Below are 18453 nucleotides of genomic sequence, written 5' to 3'. Positions count from 1 at the left end.
ATCTCACTGCGGAGACATAATGAAAAAGATATTCAAATTTATAGGCATGATCTTTAAAGGGATTTGGAAGCTCATCACGTTTGTGCGTCTTGCGCTGGTTAACCTTTTCTTTTTACTCAGTATCGCCATCATCTACTTTGTATACTTCCACTCAGACACAACTCAACCCACTGTTCCACAGGAATCGGCTTTAGTACTTAACCTGTCTGGCCCTATCGTGGAGCAAAGTCGCTATATCAATCCGATGGATTCGGTCACGGGTTCACTGCTTGGCAAAGACCTTCCAAAAGAAAATGTCCTGTTTGATATTGTTGAAACAATTCGCTACGCCAAAGACGATGACAAAGTAACTGGTATCGTTTTAGCACTGAAAGAGTTGCCAGAAACCAATCTGACCAAGCTGCGCTACATAGCTAAAGCACTCAACGAGTTCAAAGCAACTGGCAAACCAATTTATGCGGTGGGTGACTTTTACAACCAAAGCCAATACTACCTAGCCAGCTACGCAACTAAAGTCTTCCTATCACCAGATGGTGGGGTTCTTCTTAAAGGCTACAGTGCTTACTCGCTATTCTACAAAACTCTATTACAGAAGCTTGACGTAAATACACATGTATTCCGCGTCGGTACTTATAAGTCTGCAATCGAACCTTTCATTCGCGACGATATGTCAGACGCAGCGAAAGAGTCAGCTTCTCGTTGGTTGGGTCAACTGTGGGGAGCATACGTTGATGACGTAAGCAACAACCGCCAGATCGATGCTAAAACCTTGAACCCAAGCATGGACTCTTTCTTAAAAGACCTTGAGTCGGTTGATGGCGATATCGCAAAACTGGCAGAGAAGCTTGGTTTAGTTGACGAACTGGCAACTCGCCAACAAGTTCGTCTAGAGCTCGCAGACGTCTTCGGCAGTGACGGTCAAGACAGCTATAACGCGTTGGGGTACTACGAGTACCGTACAACCATGCTTCCTGACCTAACAAGTGAATCGCACGATGTCGCTGTAATTGTTGCTAGCGGCGCAATTATGGATGGCAAACAGCCACGTGGCACCGTTGGTGGTGATACCACGGCCGCACTACTCCGCCAAGCGCGCAACGACGACAAAGTAAAAGCGGTTGTACTTCGTGTAGACAGCCCAGGTGGTAGCGCGTTTGCTTCAGAAGTTATCCGCAATGAAATAGAAGCGATCAAGCAAGCAGGTAAACCTGTTGTGGTTTCTATGTCTAGCCTGGCTGCTTCTGGTGGTTATTGGGTCTCGATGGGCGCAGACAAGATTTTGGCTCAACCAACCACACTAACGGGTTCAATTGGTATCTTCAGTGTTATCACAACCTTCGAAAAAGGACTGAACGATATTGGTGTTTACACTGATGGCGTTGGTACGTCGCCTTTCTCTGGCCTTGGTATTACAACAGGGCTTAGCGAAGGCGCGAAAGATGCGTTCCAAATGGGCATTGAAAACGGTTACCGCCGATTCATCAGCCTAGTTGGAGAAAACCGTGGCATGGAAGTCGATGCTGTCGACAAGATTGCTCAAGGCCGAGTATGGACAGGCCAAGATGCAATCGAGAAAGGTCTAGTCGATGAAATTGGTGATTTTGATGATGCGATTACAGCTGCGGCTTCACTTGCAGAGCTTGAAACCTACAACATTTACTGGGTAGAAGAGCCTCTTTCAGCCACTGAACTATTTATTCAAGAATTTATGAACCAAGTTCAGATGTCGATAGGCCTTGATATTCAGTCAATGATTCCAAGCAGTTTACAGCCTGTTACTCAACAGTTAGCTCAAGATAGCCAACTGTTAGGTAACTTTAACGACCCACAAGGTCGATATGCTTTTTGCTTAAACTGCCAAGTTCAATAAGATAAGCTCAACGCTTTGTTATCAAGAGGCGCCTCTGTGTGAGGCGCCTCTTTTTATTGCATGATAATTCGCTATAATCGCCCCCCTGTTCCCTATATCACACTAAGTATTAATCGCCATGGAAAGAAAACACATCTATATCGCGTATACCGGCGGCACAATTGGCATGCAGAAGTCTTTGGACCACGGCTATGTCCCAGTCGCAGGTTTTATGGATAAGCAGCTAGCTGGCATGCCTGAATTCCATCGCCCAGAAATGCCTGAGTACACCATTCATGAATACTCTCCATTGATGGACTCTTCAGATATGACACCACTTGATTGGCAGACTATTGCTGATGATATTCGCGCGAACTACGATAAGTACGATGGTTTCGTTATCCTACACGGTACAGACACAATGGCTTACACCGCCTCTGCTCTGTCTTTCATGCTGGAAAACCTCGGCAAACCTGTGATTGTTACGGGCTCTCAGATCCCATTGGCAGAGTTACGTTCAGACGGACAAGCAAACCTGCTAAATGCTCTGCACATTGCAGCGAACTACCCGATCAACGAAGTGACACTGTTCTTCAACAACAAGTTGATGCGCGGTAACCGCAGTACAAAATCACACGCTGATGGCTTCAATGCGTTTACCTCTCCAAACCTAACTCCATTGCTAGAAGCGGGTATCAATATCCAGATCAGCAATAACGTTAAGGTAAACGAACAACCCGAAGGTGCTTTCAAGGTTCATAACATTACTCCGCAACCCATCGGTGTAATTACAATGTACCCAGGAATCTCGCATGAGGTGATTCGCAACACGCTACTACAGCCTGTAAATGCAATGATTCTGCTTACTTTTGGTGTTGGTAACGCACCGCAAAATCAAGAACTACTTCAACACTTAAAAGATGCCTCAGAACGAGGTGTGATTGTGATGAACCTAACTCAGTGTTTGGCAGGTAAAGTCAACATGGGTGGTTACGCGACGGGTTGTGCACTAGCAGAATCGGGCGTTATCAGTGGTTACGATATGACACCAGAAGCGGCACTGGCGAAATTACATTATCTATTGAGCCAAGATTTAAGCTACGAAGAAGTGAAAGCTCAAATGCAACAAGTGTTACGCGGTGAGATGAGCTTATAAGCCTATCCTGCGATTCGTTTAGCCGAGGGCTTACCTTTAATCAAGCCCCTCACGTAAACCTGAACTAAATCGTATTATTGTTTATAAATAAACAGCTTAACTGTAAAAAAGGGGTGGCACTGTGCCACCCCTTTGTTGTAATTTAAGCCTAATGATTAGGATTAACTCTAACAATATCTTCTTGGTCGGACTTAAACTGCTTCTTTAGTTCAGACTTTGATTTAAAGCTAATTTCTCCGCCGGCTGCAATTGTCATATGTTGAGCTTCAGAGTTATGTTTCGATTGATACAACATAACCGCCTGCATACACGAGTCGCGCTGTTCTTTAGAGAGCGCCGTTCCTTCTGGCCATTTCCCCGTTTCAACTGCATAGTTTAAACGTTCGTAGACCTCGGGGGTCATTGCGCTAAGAAGTTGTTCTGCATCCATGGTAAGGCCTTAGTTTTAACAATTTTCACCAGAAAATAACCCGTATCAGAATTGAGTCAAGAACCTGACTGAAAATAAGTGTATTTGATCACAAGTGAAGGAATATGAAAATTATGAAATGGTTGGTACTAAGCCTATTGCCTTTCACTCTGGTTGGGTGTTTTGACGGGAACAAAAATACCGCTCAATTGTGCGAAAGCAACCCGTGGCTTCAGTGTAAAAAGTTAAATATGAACGACGGACAGTGCCGTGTCGCACGTACCGACCTCGTCTGGCATCGATTTGAAGCAAAAGAAAACCCCAGCGATACCAATAAGATTAAAGAATTCGAATTAGTCACTACTTACAAAAAGTGTCTAGAGCTTGCTGCACAGATCGAAACGATTGATCAATCCAAACTTCAAGAACGTCGCTTCATCTCCTTAATGAATAGTATCGAAGAGTCTGAACGTATTGTTGACGAACTCTCGCGATCAAATACCCCGGAAACGCTTTATTTTATGTGGTCACAAACTGGGGATACCAACGCAAGACGCAGTTTCCTGCAATTAGAAGGGACAGAAGCATTAAACACAGCAGAGATGCAATATGCGCTAGCCACTTTTTATACTACCCGTGACCATGAAAAGACGCTTAAGCTACTCAACAATGCGTTAACGCTTTCTAATGGTTCGAAGGTCAACACCGAGATCTTCAAATCGATGGCGAGTATCAACCACAGCCTTGGGCATATGGAAAAGGCGTACGTGTGGGCCATGGTAGCGAAAGAGTTTGATGTACCTATTGCTTCGGAAGCAGAACTTACCGTGTTGTACCGTTTCGATGAGTCAACATACGAACAACTGAATCAAGACGCGGACAATATAGTAGAAGCTATTGAAGATGAGGTTTACAGCTCTTCAATCGTCCCTCGTTACTGATCGCACTGTTCTCGTTTTCTAGTCCAAACGTTCTATTCACGAGCTTTCAAAAAAACAGCTACCATGATGGTAGCTGTTTTCGTTTGTGCTAGAAATAACTCTGAAATACTGAGCTACTGGGCAGTTCAGTACCACTCAATCAACAAATACGCCTGTAAGGATTAGACAATTGTGACAAGTTATTTGGTAGTTTCGTCATTTTTGTTGAAAATTAACGACACAGAATTAACACAGAACCGTTCACCGGTTGTCTTCGGACCATCAGGAAAAACGTGACCTAAATGGCTATCACAAGCGGTACAACGGATCTCTACACGCTTCATTCCGTGACTTAGATCTTCTATATATCGTACTGCTTCATCATTCACTGGGGCATCAAAGCTTGGCCAACCGCACCCTGAATCATATTTGTTATCCGACAGAAACAAAGGGCTTTCACAGCATGTGCAGCTATAGACACCCGTCTTATGGTTGTGCAGTAACTTACCGCTATATGGGGCTTCGGTACCACGTTGACGACACACAGAAAATTCATCGTCCGTTAGGCGTTCACGCCAGTATTCATCAGGCTTTATCATATTTCCTCCCTTTTGAATCACGTTAATATCTCTCCACATTATCAGTTATTATATTTACTTTTTTCTATAAAGGCTTGCATATGAGTCGTTTTGTAGCACATACTTTCTCACCAGGAAACATTGTACATATACACTCATAAGTGAATCATCATTTAGAGGTATTTTACCCAACTGGAAGGGTACAGAGCCACTCGCAATGGTCAATTTTCAACCACTTACACCCAATTGTTAAGAAAAGCGTCGCTTTTTTTTGACATTAAACAAGTTAAGTCGGATTATCTATTGCAGATGTATACTGGATTCTGTAATTTTACTACCAGTTATCTTTAATCAGAAATTAAGTTGTGGAGCAACTACAATGACTATCAAAGTAGGTATTAACGGTTTTGGCCGTATCGGCCGTTTCGTATTCCGCGCAGCTCAAGAGCGTGCAGACATCGAAGTAGTAGGTATTAACGATCTAATCGACGTAGAGTACATGGCATACATGCTTAAGTACGACTCAACTCACGGCCGTTTCAACGGTACTGTTGAAGTTGAAGGCGGTAACCTAATCGTTAACGGTAAAACTGTACGTGTTACAGCTGAGCGTAACCCAGAAGACCTTAAGTGGGATGCTATCGAAGTAGACGTAGTTGCTGAAGCAACTGGTCTTTTCCTAACTGACGAGACTGCACGTAAGCACATCACTGCTGGCGCTAAGAAAGTAGTTCTTACTGGTCCTTCTAAAGATGCAACTCCAATGTTCGTAATGGGCGTTAACCAAGCATCTTACGCTGGTCAAGACATCGTTTCTAACGCTTCTTGTACTACTAACTGTCTTGCACCTATCGCTAAAGTACTTAACGATAAGTGGGGCATTGAGTCTGGTCTTATGACTACAGTTCACGCTACTACAGCAACTCAAAAAACTGTAGATGGCCCTTCTGCTAAAGACTGGCGCGGTGGCCGTGGTGCTTCTCAAAACATCATCCCATCTTCAACTGGTGCTGCTAAAGCTGTAGGCGTTGTTCTTCCAGAACTAAACGGCCTTCTAACTGGTATGGCTTTCCGTGTACCAACTGCTAACGTATCTGTAGTTGACCTAACTGTTAACCTAAAAGAAGCTGCATCTTACGAAGAAATTTGTGCTGCAATGAAAGAAGCTTCTGAAGGCGAAATGGCTGGCGTTCTTGGTTACACTGAAGACCAAGTAGTATCACAAGATTTCATCGGTGAAGTTCAAACTTCAGTATTCGATGCTAAAGCTGGTGTTGCTCTAACTGACAAATTCGTTAAAGTTGTATCTTGGTACGACAACGAAATCGGTTACTCAAACAAAGTTCTAGACCTAATCGCTCACATCTCTAAGTAATTTCTTTTTAGAAATAGCTTTAGATAAGCATTAGCGAAGACTGTTTTGAGCAGACTTTGAAAAAGGCGACCTTAGTGTCGCCTTTTTAATACCTGCTATCTTTTAAACCGCGTCTGTCTAAGCTCATCAAGATAGCCCAAACGTAAAATTCAATTCTAATACTGACTCTGCTTGTTACTCATGAAAAATCAAGCATCACTCTAGTCAGCATTTGAATTCAATTTCCTTAGAAGGATCATGTAATGGATTTATCTACTCTACCTGCACTGTCGGTACTTTCTGACAACGTCACTATCGTTGAGCACGAAGGTGTAAAACTGGTTCGTGTTATCCACGATAAAGCAAACGCAGCGATTTCGTTGTTTGGTGGTCATGTCGTGTCATTCCAACCGCAAGGTCAAGAAGACCTAATTTGGATGAGCCAACAAGCTAAATTCGATGGCAAAACGGCTCTGCGTGGTGGTATTCCAGTATGTTGGCCTTGGTTTGGTCGCATTGCAGCCCCAGCACATGGTTTTGCACGTTCAAGCGAATGGCAATTGGTTGAGCACCGTGAAAGCGAAGCTGGCGTGATTGTTAGCTTAGGTCTGAAGCCAAGCGAAGAGACGCTAGCAGTATGGCCTCATCAGTTTGATGCACGTTTGAATGTTGAGATCGGCGAGCAGCTAAAAGTAACGCTGGACGTGAAGAACACTGATTCTCAGCCATGGACTTTCTCTGGTGCACTGCACACTTACCTAAACGTTGGCGATATTCACAACACAACCACAACGGGTATGGGTGCTGAGTACATTGATAGCCTACAAGGTGGCAAGATCTGCCAAGGTGGTGCTGAACTGGCACTGACTGACACGATTGACCGCGTTTACACGCAACCAGAAGCGCAAATCTTTGTTGCTGACAAAAAGCTGGATCGCACGCTAACGGTTGAAAACCACGGTCATAACTCCGCAGTACTGTGGAACCCGTGGGCGGAAGGGGCTGCAGGTATGGGCGACATGCAAGACGACGGTTACCTAACCATGATGTGTGTCGAGTCAACACTGCACGCACCAAGCCTAGAAGCAGGCAAAACGTTACAGCCTGGTGAAAGCCACCAGCTGATTACGGTGATTGCTTCGAAATAAGCTTAAAGCTACGCCAATTAGATACGAAAATGCAGCCCATGAGCTGCATTTTTATTGCCCCTAACCCTCTCTATCTCTATCTCTATTCCCATGACCAGTTTGTAAGTTAACGCAGACAAAGCTTACCTACTCAGATTTAATACATTCCAAATTTCATTTCATATCTCATACGCCATAATTTATAAATATAACTATCAATTCATTAATTCTTATCAATTACTGCCTATGAATAAGTTCTTATGATAGGAGGCTCAATAACAAACTTATCTAAAACCACTTAACAACACCTCAATGAAGACAGGATAATGAATTCATGTTCGAGAAATACAAAAATCAAAGTGTTGGCTTCCAACTTAAGTTGGTCATTTTGCTGTGCTTACTTATCGCCTTTGGCTCTATCGCAACGCTCGTGTATCGCAATGCCTCACAAGTATTATTAGACAACACGTTAAGGGAACACCAATCCAAAGTAGAAGCGATGGCCAAAACCATATCTGGCCAATTCGATGCCTACCTGCATACCGCCAAAGTTTTAGAATCCACCTTTCGTAACGGTTACCTAGCAGGTGTTTATGTTGAGAATTACGACGTTGAGTTCAACGGTCATTCCATTCCTAACCTGACTCAATATGGTGAGAGCCTAATCAACGACACTAAACTCGTTGATAGCTTTACTCGCGACACCGGCGCTGTAGCAACCCTATTTGCCCCATTTGGCGATGACTTTATTCGCGTGTCTACTTCTCTTAAAAAACCGTCAGGGGAACGTGTTGTTGCCACAACGTTAGGCAAGGATCATCCTGGCTATAACAAACTCAAAAATGGCGAAGCTTATTACGCGCAAGTGAAGCTCTTCGGCCAACGCTACATTACCTACTACGCGCCTTTAACGAATGCACAAGGCAAAGTTAACGGTGTCTCTTTCATTGGTCTACCCGTAGAAGAGGCGACACAAAACCTGTTCGAGTCATTGCGTTCTGTCTCATGGGGCGATACTGGCTATACCATCATCGTTGACAATGAAGAAGAGCATCAAGGCCAGTACTTACTGCACCCTACTAATGCTGGAGGTGATAAATCTATTGTGGATGTTGCCGACTACGACGGTAACAAACCTTTCTATCAGCTCTTTGAGCAGCCATCCGGCTTGATTCTCTACCCTTTTGAGTATCAAGGAACAGTGGGCGAAAAATACCTCGTCTATACCGAAGTCCCGGGGTGGAATTGGAAACTACTTGGCGGCACATTTATTAATGAAGTCACTAAAGGCAGCGACGAACTGCTGAAACTTATCGCGATAATCGCGACCTTGATTGCCGCCGCTACCATCGTCGTGTTAACGCTCGTATTGAACCGTACGTTGACGCCGTTAACGACTTTAAACGAATACATGATGCGCTTAGGAAAAGGCGAAGTCAGCTTACATATTCCAAACAACGGTAAACAGACTAAGAATGAAATCAGCAACCTAAATACCGGCGTTGCGAATATGGCTGCTCAATTGAATACACTCGTTGGAGAAATTCGTACGACCAGTGATCAAGTACAAAACAGCTCTAGCAGTGTGTCACAGGATGCTAGCCACAATCTGAGCCAATCTGACCGCCAGCAAGCACAGGTTGAGCAAGTCGTTACCGCTATTGAAGAGATGGCTACCTCGGCAGAATCTGTAGCGCAGCAAGTGAATAGCATTGCTGAAAATGTTCGCCTTGCAAATGAAGACAGCCAGAAAGGTTTAGAAGTCGTTGAAGGTGTGTGTATTGATGTTGCCCAGCTAAATGATCAATTAGACAAATCAGCATCGGCCATCGAGCAAGTGAGTTCTGATAGCGAAAGCATTCAAACCGTCACCAAGATGATTGATGACATCGCAGAACAAACCAACTTACTTGCGTTGAACGCTGCAATAGAAGCCGCGCGAGCGGGGGATCAGGGTCGTGGTTTTGCCGTGGTCGCTGACGAAGTAAGAACATTGGCTCATCGTACACAAACGTCAGTACAAGACGTAGTGAGCATCATCGAGAAGTTGAAATCTTCAACTAACAATGCCGTGAACCTGATGACACAAAGCCAATCGAATGCCAACCAAGTACTTGATAAAGCGCAAGAAGCAGGCACAGCCCTAGAGTCGATTGCCTCTCAAGTTGAATCTATTGCCTCTCAAGCTGAAACCATTGCTGCGACATCAGAAGAGCAAGCTCAGGTTTCTCAAGAAATAGCAGCGAACGCGCATGCGATCAGCGATTTGAACCAGCAAAGCCGTGAAACCAGCGCTAAGACTTCTCACAGTGCTGATGAACTTCAAAAACAAGCTGAGTCGTTAAAGAACCAAGTTAACTTCTTTAGCTAAAAACCGAGTTCACTGTTTCTATCAGTGACTTGCTCATAACCAATAGAGCCAACCATACGTTGGCTCTATCTCTTCACTGACAGCCTCTGTATCTTCACTAATTGCCGTAAACCAGACAGCTGCGTTTATTCTAGCGCCCCACTATGCTTCCTGTTAAAATTTTGGACTTGAAATTTCTACCTCGAGTTCGCAATGACTTACCAATGCCCTTTGTGTCACCAACCTTTATCTCAAAACGATCGTACGTTTAAGTGTGAAAAGAACCATCAGTTCGACCTAGCGAAAGAAGGCTATGTTAATTTGATGCCAGCACACCACAAACGCTCAAAAGATCCAGGTGACAACAAAGAGATGATGCAGGCTCGTCGCCGCTTCCTTGAAGGCAACCACTACGATCCAATGCGTCAAGCTGTTGTTGGTTTATGCGCTAGCTATCTGCCAGCAACCGCCCCTAGCCTATTAGATATCGGTTGTGGTGAAGGTTATTACACCAATGAAATTGCGGTAAACCTTCAAGAAAAGAATGGTGCGACTTTTGGCCTAGACATTTCTAAGATTGCTATCAAATACGCAGCTAAACGCTACCCTGCTGTCGACTTCTCAGTCGCTTCGAGCCATCGTCTGCCCTTTGCGGAAAACAGCTTAGACGGCATTCTACGCATTTATGCGCCTTGCAAGGCTGAAGAACTGCAGCGCACCATCAAAGACAATGGCGTGGTGATCACCGTGACACCGGCTAGCCGACACCTGTATCAGCTGCGTGATGCAATTTATGATGGTGTTCGCTTGCACGACGAAGATCCAGAAATGATTGAAGGTTTTACTCTTGATCACCAAGAGCAACTAAACTATATGATGGAACTATCGGGGTCAGACGCATTCGACCTGCTACAGATGACGCCGTTTGCTTGGAAAGCGAGTGAAGAGTTTAAACAACAACTCATTGATGCTGAGCAATTCAACTGTGAAGCGGACTTTATGCTGCGAGTGTACCGCAAACAGATTTAATTGATATTGATTATCGTTTGCATTGAAATATCATCTTGCCTCCTTTAGTATGCGTGTTCTTCAAGGAGGCATTTCATGCAACGTATTATTCTTATCGGATTAGCAACCCTGCTCACGGCTTGTACTAATCAACCTTCAAACAACACTTCTCAAAAAGTGGCTAACACGCAAACGGAAACCGTTTCCACATTCTATGATTACCAGTTTGCTTCTCCACAAGGCGAAACGCTGTCTCTCGATGCATTACCTAAACAGCTGATTGACGCTGATGTGGTTCTTATTGGCGAATGGCACACTCACTCGGCAATCCATCGCTTCCAAACCGATTTCTTAAAAGCACGTCGCAACGCCACATCAAACATCGCGCTTTCAATGGAACAATTCACTCGAGAACATCAGGACACATTAAACCAATATCTCAATGATGAAATTGGCGAACAAATTCTTATGTCTCAAGCGGCTGCTTGGCCAAACTACGAAAGTGATTATCGCGCTTTAGTTGAGTTCGCTAAAACCAATGACGTCGATATCATCGCGGCAAACGCACCAAAACCCTTCGTACAATGCATTGGCCGTAAGGGATTAGCCTATCTAGATCAGCTAACGACGGAACAACGTCAATGGATTGCTTCAGAAGTGGATACCGGCGATAGCCCTTACAAAGAAAAATTCATGGCTTCGATGCATCACGGTACGCCAGAGCAAACAGAAAAACAGTTTGCCGCTCAAGTAACATGGGATGAAACCATGGCGGAGTCGATTGTCGGTTACCTAACATCAAACCCAGATCAGCAAGTGATTCATGTTGCTGGCAAGTTCCACACAGAAGATGGTTTAGGCACAGCTGCATCGATTCTACGTCGTAATCCCGATCTGAAAATTGCGATTATCAGCCCAGTAAAGGAAATATCTTCAGATAGCAGTGACTACCAGCTAAAAGTGCTTTCTCCACCCGCTCGCTTTGTTAAAAAAGAGAACAGAATGAAGGCATACAAACACCTATCTAAGCGCGGCGCTAGCCTAGAGTGCGACTAAACCATTCTTATCCATTCTTATAAGAGAACGAAACGATGGGCTAATTCTAGATAACTAGCCCATCGACAGAGCTTCATTGGATCCTATCATCCACTCTAACTCTATATAACATTCAAATTCCTTATCGGCACAAGATTTGCTTAATAACTAGACGGTTTGACTAAGCAGACGAAAAAACAATGTGCGAATAAAAAAACATCACCACGGTGATTAAATGCACAAGTTTTTCACACCTCTGCCGATACTATATTTAAGGATAGGTAAGGAGAGCGATATGACACCAGTAGGAACGAATAATACTCAGCTGTATTCACCTGCGAAAATGAACGCACAGAATAAAAGCATCGAGGCTGAAAAGCCTGCTCCACTCAAGGTGGAACAAAATACCGTTAAGCTTTCCGATGAAGGAAAAGCGCTATTATCTGCTCTTAAACAAATCGATAAAGAATCCAAAAAATTCGAAGCGGAAAATGCAACCGTTACCGATAAAGTTGAATCGTTCGCTCATGGCGCTTTAGGTATGGATCACCCAGATAAGATTGAAGAAGAGGACGATGGTTCTTATTCAGCTGGGCAATACTTATCCGCAGCGGCAACCGTTGGTGGCATTCTACTTGCCTTAATCTAACTTTCCCCTCTGTTACTGCACTTTCCTCTCTGCATTAAAGCGATTTGTCGTCACGACAACAGACCCGATTTGGTCTAAAAAACGAGTTCATTCCATAATTCCGCTCTCATTTTAATGGAATAATACTCGTGAAAAACACTTTTGAGCTTATTGATAAGCCTACTTTCTTTGGTGCGATTGCACTCCTACTCACGATAGTTTTCCCGCTCATTTTGTTCCCTGCACAGGGCGCAGACTGGATTGCGGTTGCGAAAACATTCATGACGGATCAACTTGGATTTCTATATCTTGCTCTAGGCCTAGCTGCTTGTGCCTTCATGGTTTACGTTGTGTTCAGTGATATGGGACAAATTAAACTGGGTGAAGCTGATGAAGAACCTGAGTTCAAAACTGCATCATGGGCAGCAATGCTTTTCTGTGGTGGTATCGGCGCAAGTATCTTGTACTGGGGCTGTATTGAGTGGGCTTACTACTACCAATCACCGCCTTTCCAACTAGAACCCGGAAGTGAAGAAGCGGTTCGTTGGGCGGCAACTTATGGTTTGTTTCACTGGGGACCAATCGCTTGGTCTATCTACCTGATCCCAGCGATTCCTATCGCTTACTTCTTTTATGTGCGTAAACAGCCTGTTCTAAAGATCTCTAGTGCGTTAATGCCTGTTCTTGGTGAACACCGCAGTAAAGGCGTACCTGGAAAAATCGTCGATATCCTATTCATTTTCGGTCTACTGGGTGGCGCCGCGACAACACTAGGTTTAGCAGCACCTCTCATCACTGAAGGTCTGAATCACCTATTCGGTCTACCTAAAAACAACCTTACGCAAGCAATGGTGCTTTTAGTTTGTACGGCAATTTTTGCTTACTCTTCTTATGCTGGCTTGGAAAAAGGCATCAAGATCCTGAGTAACATCAATTTCTGGGGTGCAATGGGTTTACTGACTTTCGTTCTGATCGCCGGTCCAACAATCTTCATGCTAGAAACAGGTTTAGACTCTATTGGTCGTCTACTGTCTAACTTCTTCGTGATGGCAACGTGGGCTGAACCATTTGGTGGTTACGGTACCTTTGAGAACACGCACTTCCCACAAGACTGGACCATTTTCTACTGGGCATGGTGGCTAGTATTTGCACCAAGTATGGGCCTGTTTGTTGCGCGTATCTCTCGCGGAAGAACCATCAAACAAATGGTGTCAGGTTCAATTTTCTTTGGCTCTCTGGGTTGTTTCTTGTTCTTCATGATCCTAGGTAACTATGGCCTATCACTACAACTTTCTGGTGAACTGGATGTAGTAGCGATTTTGAATGCAGAAGGCGCTACCAAAGCTATCTTCTCGATGCTTGCGCAACTGCCAATGAGTACACTAGTTATCGCGGTATTTACGCTGCTGTGTATTATTTTCACTGCAACGACATTTGACTCAATCTCATACATCCTAGCGTCTGTTGTGCAAAACAACGTGACCGAAGAGCCAATGCGTTGGAACCGTATGTTCTGGGCATTCACACTGTCGTTCTTGCCAACGATTCTGATGTTCTTGGGTGGTCTAAGTACGCTACAAACGGCAGCAATAGTTGGTGGCTTACCGCTACTGGTGATCTCTGTGATGCTGATGATTTCAGCGGTTCGTGCAACGAGCCTCGACCTACGCCATCAAGACGCGTACATCGAGCCAACGATCAATATCGAAGAACTACCAGATATGGACCCTTGGTCTGCAGAAGGTATGGCACTGGCTCAATTTGAGAAAGAAAGAGATGCAGCACAAGAAGCTGCAGAACTTGAGCGTGTTGCTTACACAGAACTTGCCGCAGTGAAGAAAGAAATTCGCGCTTATGTGCTAGAACAAGGTTCACAAATGGAAACTCACGACTTACCAGAGAACCTACAACAAGCACTTGAGCAGGCCGAGAGTAATCTTAGTGCCGCACAAGCGAAAAAAATCGAGTTATCTGAGCAAGCTCAGAATGCTCGTATCACGTTCAACCAGGTGGTTGCAGACTTACCGCTTGCTTGACATTAGCCATGACGCAGTCCATTGATTTGGACCCTCCTAAATACGACAAAGGCTCACAGAAATGTGAGCCTTTTTTTATTCGGGTCATTTGCTACTAATAAGCAACTAACGGTTCGGGTGGTTCAGGATGTCTTCTCTCCTCTTTTTTTCTTAAGCTGTTTAGGCTAAGTCGGGGATAGGCGCACCATTAGCCAAAAGTCTGTACCCATTTGTACAAATGGCTGGCTGTAGGATTAGTTTTACGTGGTATGCACAGCATGCAAACATTGGTCGAAACATAGGCAAATCACAATGTTACTAAAACTGCTCAACATAATTGGCATCACAAGTTCGCTCACAAACACTTGAATGACCCGGTCAGTTGGAACGCTTTCACTAGACGCTGCAATCTTTCTAAAAAAGAGCAGATGCAGTGGCGCGATAGGCTTAACCTAGACCACCATTTTGATGGGGAATTTAGGAGGTAAAAATTGTTTGGTCGGGTAGTTCCATAATATGTTCACTACCATCCGAGTTTGCACCTCATAACCTCTCAATACTCATCATGGTGCATTTATTTACATTGCAAACCATTGTAGAATCTGACCAGACATAATTTACTAAAAAGAATACTTAATGGGCATTGTCAACAATCAAAATTCACCGAGCCAAGCTAAAAACCACTTAATGGACAAGCTAATAGGTTCATTAGGCGATACTGATGGCTTAACATACTTTTGCTACTTAGCATCGCAATATGGATTCAGCACCGCTGGCCGATGGAGTAGTCTTCAGAACATAATCGCCTGTGATATCGAATCAACTGATCAAGGTAAAATTCAATGTACCGTTGATAGACTTGAGACAGCTATTGACCGTTTTATATGTCAGTCTGACCATACTTATCAAATAGTAGAACTGAGTAAAAAGGATGCGACTAATATAAGAAAAAAAATCGTACCTCTAGGCGGTACACCAAGAACATCAGAGGCATATAAATTATACCCAGGTAAATTTAAGTTTGTTGATGGGCAATCTTACCCACAGGGGTTCAGTCTATGTAAAGTGACGGACTTAGGGGATGGGTATGCAATGATATACTCATCGGTAAAAGTAAAGCATTCATACAAAGGCTTTGATGATTACTCGCAAACATTCCACAATGTATTCATTCCTCACACCAAAGACCGTGTTGAATATCGAGTATCATCTGCTGCTGGTAAGCGTTTTTTAAATGAAGAGCTAAAAGAACTTCAAAAATCGTTTATAAATGATATCGCCATCCGTCATTCTGGAGTCGATGCAGAACCAGTAAACGTCTTCAAGGCCATTAAAAACCTATTTAACGATGTCAACGCAGGACGCATGAGCTGGGGAAGAATAGCAACATTTACAGAACGACCTTATTTATCTTCAAGTGCATCTTCAGATCCGGGCCATTGTGGAAGATCCGAGTTAGCTATCCACAAGAAAAGTAAAAATGGCAATGATTATCATCCTTGGCAGATTGTTATCCAGTTTAAGTATTCACCGAGTGAAGATGAAGAAATGCAAGTCGAGTTTTTGCCTCATCGTTTTGACTGGAAAGAGGAGCGGTGTTTTAGCTTTAATGTAAAAGAACCTAAGAACAGTATGGAATTAACAAAAACTATCAATGACATAATATTTAGGTCTTAGTATGAGTTACGAAACTGGGCGCGTAGACAAAGAGCTATTGTGTGAGCGAATAAACATTGTTCGAGAATTGTCATCGACACATGAAAACTCCGAGCCTATTGACAGTATCCTTGATTTTATACAATCACACCCAAGTCAGACATATTACACAATCGTTGATTTGATCGATGCATCTAAAACAACAGATCTTGCGAGTTTAATGGATAGCGTAATCTTCCTATCATCGAAACCGATTTGGATATTTTCTCTTCAATTTTGTTACTTCCCTCAAGGTAACGACGAAACAATTGAAATTACTGCCGAGTCATATTTCGAAGCAAAAATGCACGGTCTTGCCCCTGTAGATACAAAAGGTAGAGAGTTAGAAGATTTCGATAACAAAAGGCTTGGTTTCTCTTGCTTCATTCATCCGAGGTTACGACACGGATGAACCTAGGTGATGTTTTTGAAAAATTAGACGATGAAGTACCGAGAGAGAAACAAGCTAAAGCTGCGTTACCATTTGCGAACTATCTTGAATACAAAGATTTTATTTATGTACTTTACGAAAAACTCGATAAGTATATTCAAGCTATAGAAAACGACGCAGACCAGATGCTTGGGAAGGACGAAGACGCACTTACATCAGAGATCATACGACAGCTTAACGCTAGTGAGTTATTTGATGCAGAATCTCAAGTAAAAAGAGGTGGTGGGGCAGTAGATTTAGTTGTAAAAGGTTTCGGACATGAGTGGATAGCTGAAGCAAAAAAACTTACGACTAATGATAAAGTATTTGAAGGTATTTTGCAGTTGGTCACCCGTTATGTAAGACAGGACCAAAAAGCTGGTTTGTTGGTATACATTCAAAGTGGCAACTTTGCTGATAAAGTAAAAAATTGGAAAAATTTCCTATCTGAGCAAGGATCTTGGAAAACATATGTTGAACAACGGGTTGAGGTAGAGTATCGAGATGATATAACCAAGTTGTTTGAATCCCACGATTTCCTAGAACACCAACCCTATACTTCTGATGCTAAAATTGCTTTAGATAGAGGAACTGACCTTAATATACGTCACTTCTTTTGTAATTTAGTCTATAAACCGATGGATAAAAGTGCAACTCAGGCAAAAAAAGTCAGGGAGGGGTTAGCGATGGAATCTCTAAGAGAAATCTACGACCACAGCACATCTGTTACGCCTAAGGCAATAGATGTAACTGAAGTTCAAAACGCTCTTTCACTCCTATTTAGAGAAGTCAAGAAGTAGAATTTGTCTTTCCACGACAAAGAAGAGTTCCCACAAGAGTGTCTGTCAGAAAGCTAGAGCGTGACAACAAAAAACCATGGCTCTGCGAATGTAACCCACAAGGCCGAAAAGGTAGCGTATTCGTAAACGTGTCGCTACCAAAGCCGAAGCACTTGCGTTCGAAAAGTTCACAATGAACGAAGTAGACGACAAACCGTAGCTTATTAGACATGATTGACCTATGGCAAGAACGCCACGGTCAATCTTTAGCGCATTCAAAATACACCTATAACAAATTAAAGGTTCTAGCGTTGGCAATGGGCGACCCGCTTTACGACAAACTCACCTCATCAATGTTCACAGAATATCGAACCCGCCGCCTTGCAGATGAAGTGGCCGATCTTCAAGGAAATAAAGCCAAGGTTACGTTTCGCACTTGCAACAATGAACAAGATTTATTGAACGCGGTAATTGTTGAACTGAAACGAATGGGCGAATGGAAAGGCGAAAACCCATTGCAATAGGTTCGCCAATTCAGATTGCACGAACAAGAAATGGAGTTTCTTACTGTTGAAGAGATGCAGCATCTAATCGAAGCGGCAGAAGCTCATCCGTACCATGACGATTTACACAAAGTAATTAAGCTATGTTTGGCTGCTGGCGGGCGATTTAGAGAGTCTGTAACTTTAACTGGGGCGCAGTTGACTAAATACAAAGTTACATTCACACAGACCAAAAGCAAAAAGAATCGCTCGGTACCCATAAGCCCAGAGCTTTATGATGGGATTTATAAGGAAGGTTCAGGGCCATTGTTTAGTATTGGCTATTCCACGGTGTATCGTTTCATCGTGAAACACATACCACGCTTAAGCCAGCAAGCTGCCCACGTTCTGCGCCACACTTTCGCGTCTTACTACATGATGAACGGCGGCAACATTATCGCCCTGCAAAGAATCCTTGGTCACAGCGACATAAAACAAACTATGCGCTACGCTCACCTAGCCCCCGATCACCTAGAAGATGTGGTCACAAAAAAAACTCTAGCCAACCTTTAAGTGTCGCCATAAATATGGCGACAAAATGGCGGCGGATTTTCGCAATATAGACAAATATTGGCATT

The 18453-nt window shown here is 43.5% G+C and carries 15 protein-coding genes and 1 pseudogene; 14 read left to right on the top strand and 2 right to left on the bottom strand.

Annotated features, from left to right (window positions below; translation table 11 throughout):
- Nucleotides 1-19 precede the first annotated feature (19 nt).
- Together sppA and ansA are read left to right on the top strand one after the other, a co-directional pair.
- A complete protein-coding gene (sppA, locus tag AB4180_RS00990; protein ID WP_102249322.1) occupies nt 20-1870 on the top strand; it encodes a signal peptide peptidase SppA in 1851 nt (616 codons plus the stop codon).
- 118 nt (nt 1871-1988) lie between these two features.
- On the top strand, nt 1989-3005 hold the full coding sequence (gene ansA / locus AB4180_RS00985; RefSeq protein ID WP_102249321.1) for an asparaginase: 1017 nt from the start codon (nt 1989-1991) through the stop codon (nt 3003-3005).
- A 148-nt stretch (nt 3006-3153) separates the two neighbouring features.
- Here the strand turns inward: ansA and AB4180_RS00980 are convergent, their stop codons facing one another.
- A complete protein-coding gene (locus AB4180_RS00980) occupies nt 3154-3435 on the bottom strand; it encodes a YeaC family protein (RefSeq protein WP_009848655.1) in 282 nt (93 codons plus the stop codon).
- Nucleotides 3436-3548: 113 nt separating this feature from the next.
- Between AB4180_RS00980 and AB4180_RS00975 the strand changes: the two genes are divergently transcribed.
- Nucleotides 3549-4355, top strand: coding sequence for a DUF2989 domain-containing protein (locus AB4180_RS00975; protein ID WP_102249320.1), 807 nt, complete (start codon nt 3549-3551; stop codon nt 4353-4355).
- 179 nt (nt 4356-4534) lie between these two features.
- Here AB4180_RS00975 and msrB read toward each other — a convergent pair whose 3' ends face one another.
- Entirely contained in the window at nt 4535-4933 is a 399-nt protein-coding gene (gene msrB / locus AB4180_RS00970) for a peptide-methionine (R)-S-oxide reductase MsrB (protein ID WP_009848657.1), read from the bottom strand.
- A 358-nt stretch (nt 4934-5291) separates the two neighbouring features.
- On the opposite strand from msrB, the gene gap reads away from it, so the two are divergent.
- The 11 genes and pseudogenes from gap to AB4180_RS22790 all read left to right on the top strand — a co-directional run bounded on the left by gap (nt 5292) and on the right by AB4180_RS22790 (nt 18388).
- Nucleotides 5292-6287, top strand: coding sequence for a type I glyceraldehyde-3-phosphate dehydrogenase (gene gap / locus AB4180_RS00965; RefSeq protein WP_009848658.1), 996 nt, complete (start codon nt 5292-5294; stop codon nt 6285-6287).
- A 242-nt stretch (nt 6288-6529) separates the two neighbouring features.
- Entirely contained in the window at nt 6530-7414 is an 885-nt protein-coding gene (locus AB4180_RS00960; protein WP_102249319.1) for a D-hexose-6-phosphate mutarotase, read from the top strand.
- A 313-nt stretch (nt 7415-7727) separates the two neighbouring features.
- A complete protein-coding gene (locus AB4180_RS00955; RefSeq protein ID WP_009848661.1) occupies nt 7728-9764 on the top strand; it encodes a methyl-accepting chemotaxis protein in 2037 nt (678 codons plus the stop codon).
- A 192-nt stretch (nt 9765-9956) separates the two neighbouring features.
- On the top strand, nt 9957-10772 hold the full coding sequence (gene rlmA, locus AB4180_RS00950) for a 23S rRNA (guanine(745)-N(1))-methyltransferase (protein WP_017099212.1): 816 nt from the start codon (nt 9957-9959) through the stop codon (nt 10770-10772).
- A 75-nt stretch (nt 10773-10847) separates the two neighbouring features.
- Nucleotides 10848-11807, top strand: a complete 960-nt coding sequence (locus tag AB4180_RS00945; RefSeq protein ID WP_065678627.1) for a ChaN family lipoprotein — start codon at nt 10848-10850, stop codon at nt 11805-11807.
- Between the two features lie 274 nt (nt 11808-12081).
- Nucleotides 12082-12435, top strand: coding sequence for a hypothetical protein (locus AB4180_RS00940; RefSeq protein ID WP_065678626.1), 354 nt, complete (start codon nt 12082-12084; stop codon nt 12433-12435).
- 128 nt (nt 12436-12563) lie between these two features.
- A complete protein-coding gene (locus tag AB4180_RS00935; protein ID WP_102249318.1) occupies nt 12564-14450 on the top strand; it encodes a BCCT family transporter in 1887 nt (628 codons plus the stop codon).
- A gap of 615 nt (nt 14451-15065) precedes the next feature.
- Nucleotides 15066-16106 carry a hypothetical protein gene (locus tag AB4180_RS00930; RefSeq protein WP_102249317.1) on the top strand — a complete coding sequence of 347 codons (1041 nt, stop codon included), beginning with the start codon at nt 15066-15068 and terminating at the stop codon, nt 16104-16106.
- A gap of 1 nt (nt 16107) precedes the next feature.
- Nucleotides 16108-16536, top strand: a complete 429-nt coding sequence (locus tag AB4180_RS00925; protein WP_102249316.1) for a hypothetical protein — start codon at nt 16108-16110, stop codon at nt 16534-16536.
- Complete coding sequence (locus AB4180_RS00920; RefSeq protein ID WP_102249315.1) at nt 16533-17354, top strand: hypothetical protein; 822 nt, start codon at nt 16533-16535, stop codon at nt 17352-17354. The genes AB4180_RS00925 and AB4180_RS00920 overlap by 4 nt, the downstream gene beginning before the upstream one ends.
- A 38-nt stretch (nt 17355-17392) precedes the next feature.
- Nucleotides 17393-18388: pseudogene (locus AB4180_RS22790) on the top strand (tyrosine-type recombinase/integrase).
- The last annotated feature ends 65 nt before the right edge of the window (nt 18389-18453 follow it).

Source organism: Vibrio sp. 10N.286.49.C3, from assembly GCF_041469545.1.
In the GTDB taxonomy this organism is placed as follows: Bacteria; Pseudomonadota; Gammaproteobacteria; order Enterobacterales; family Vibrionaceae; genus Vibrio; species Vibrio tasmaniensis_A.
The sequence above is the reverse complement of the archived record's forward strand: the minus strand, read 5'-3'. Positions and strand labels throughout refer to the sequence as shown.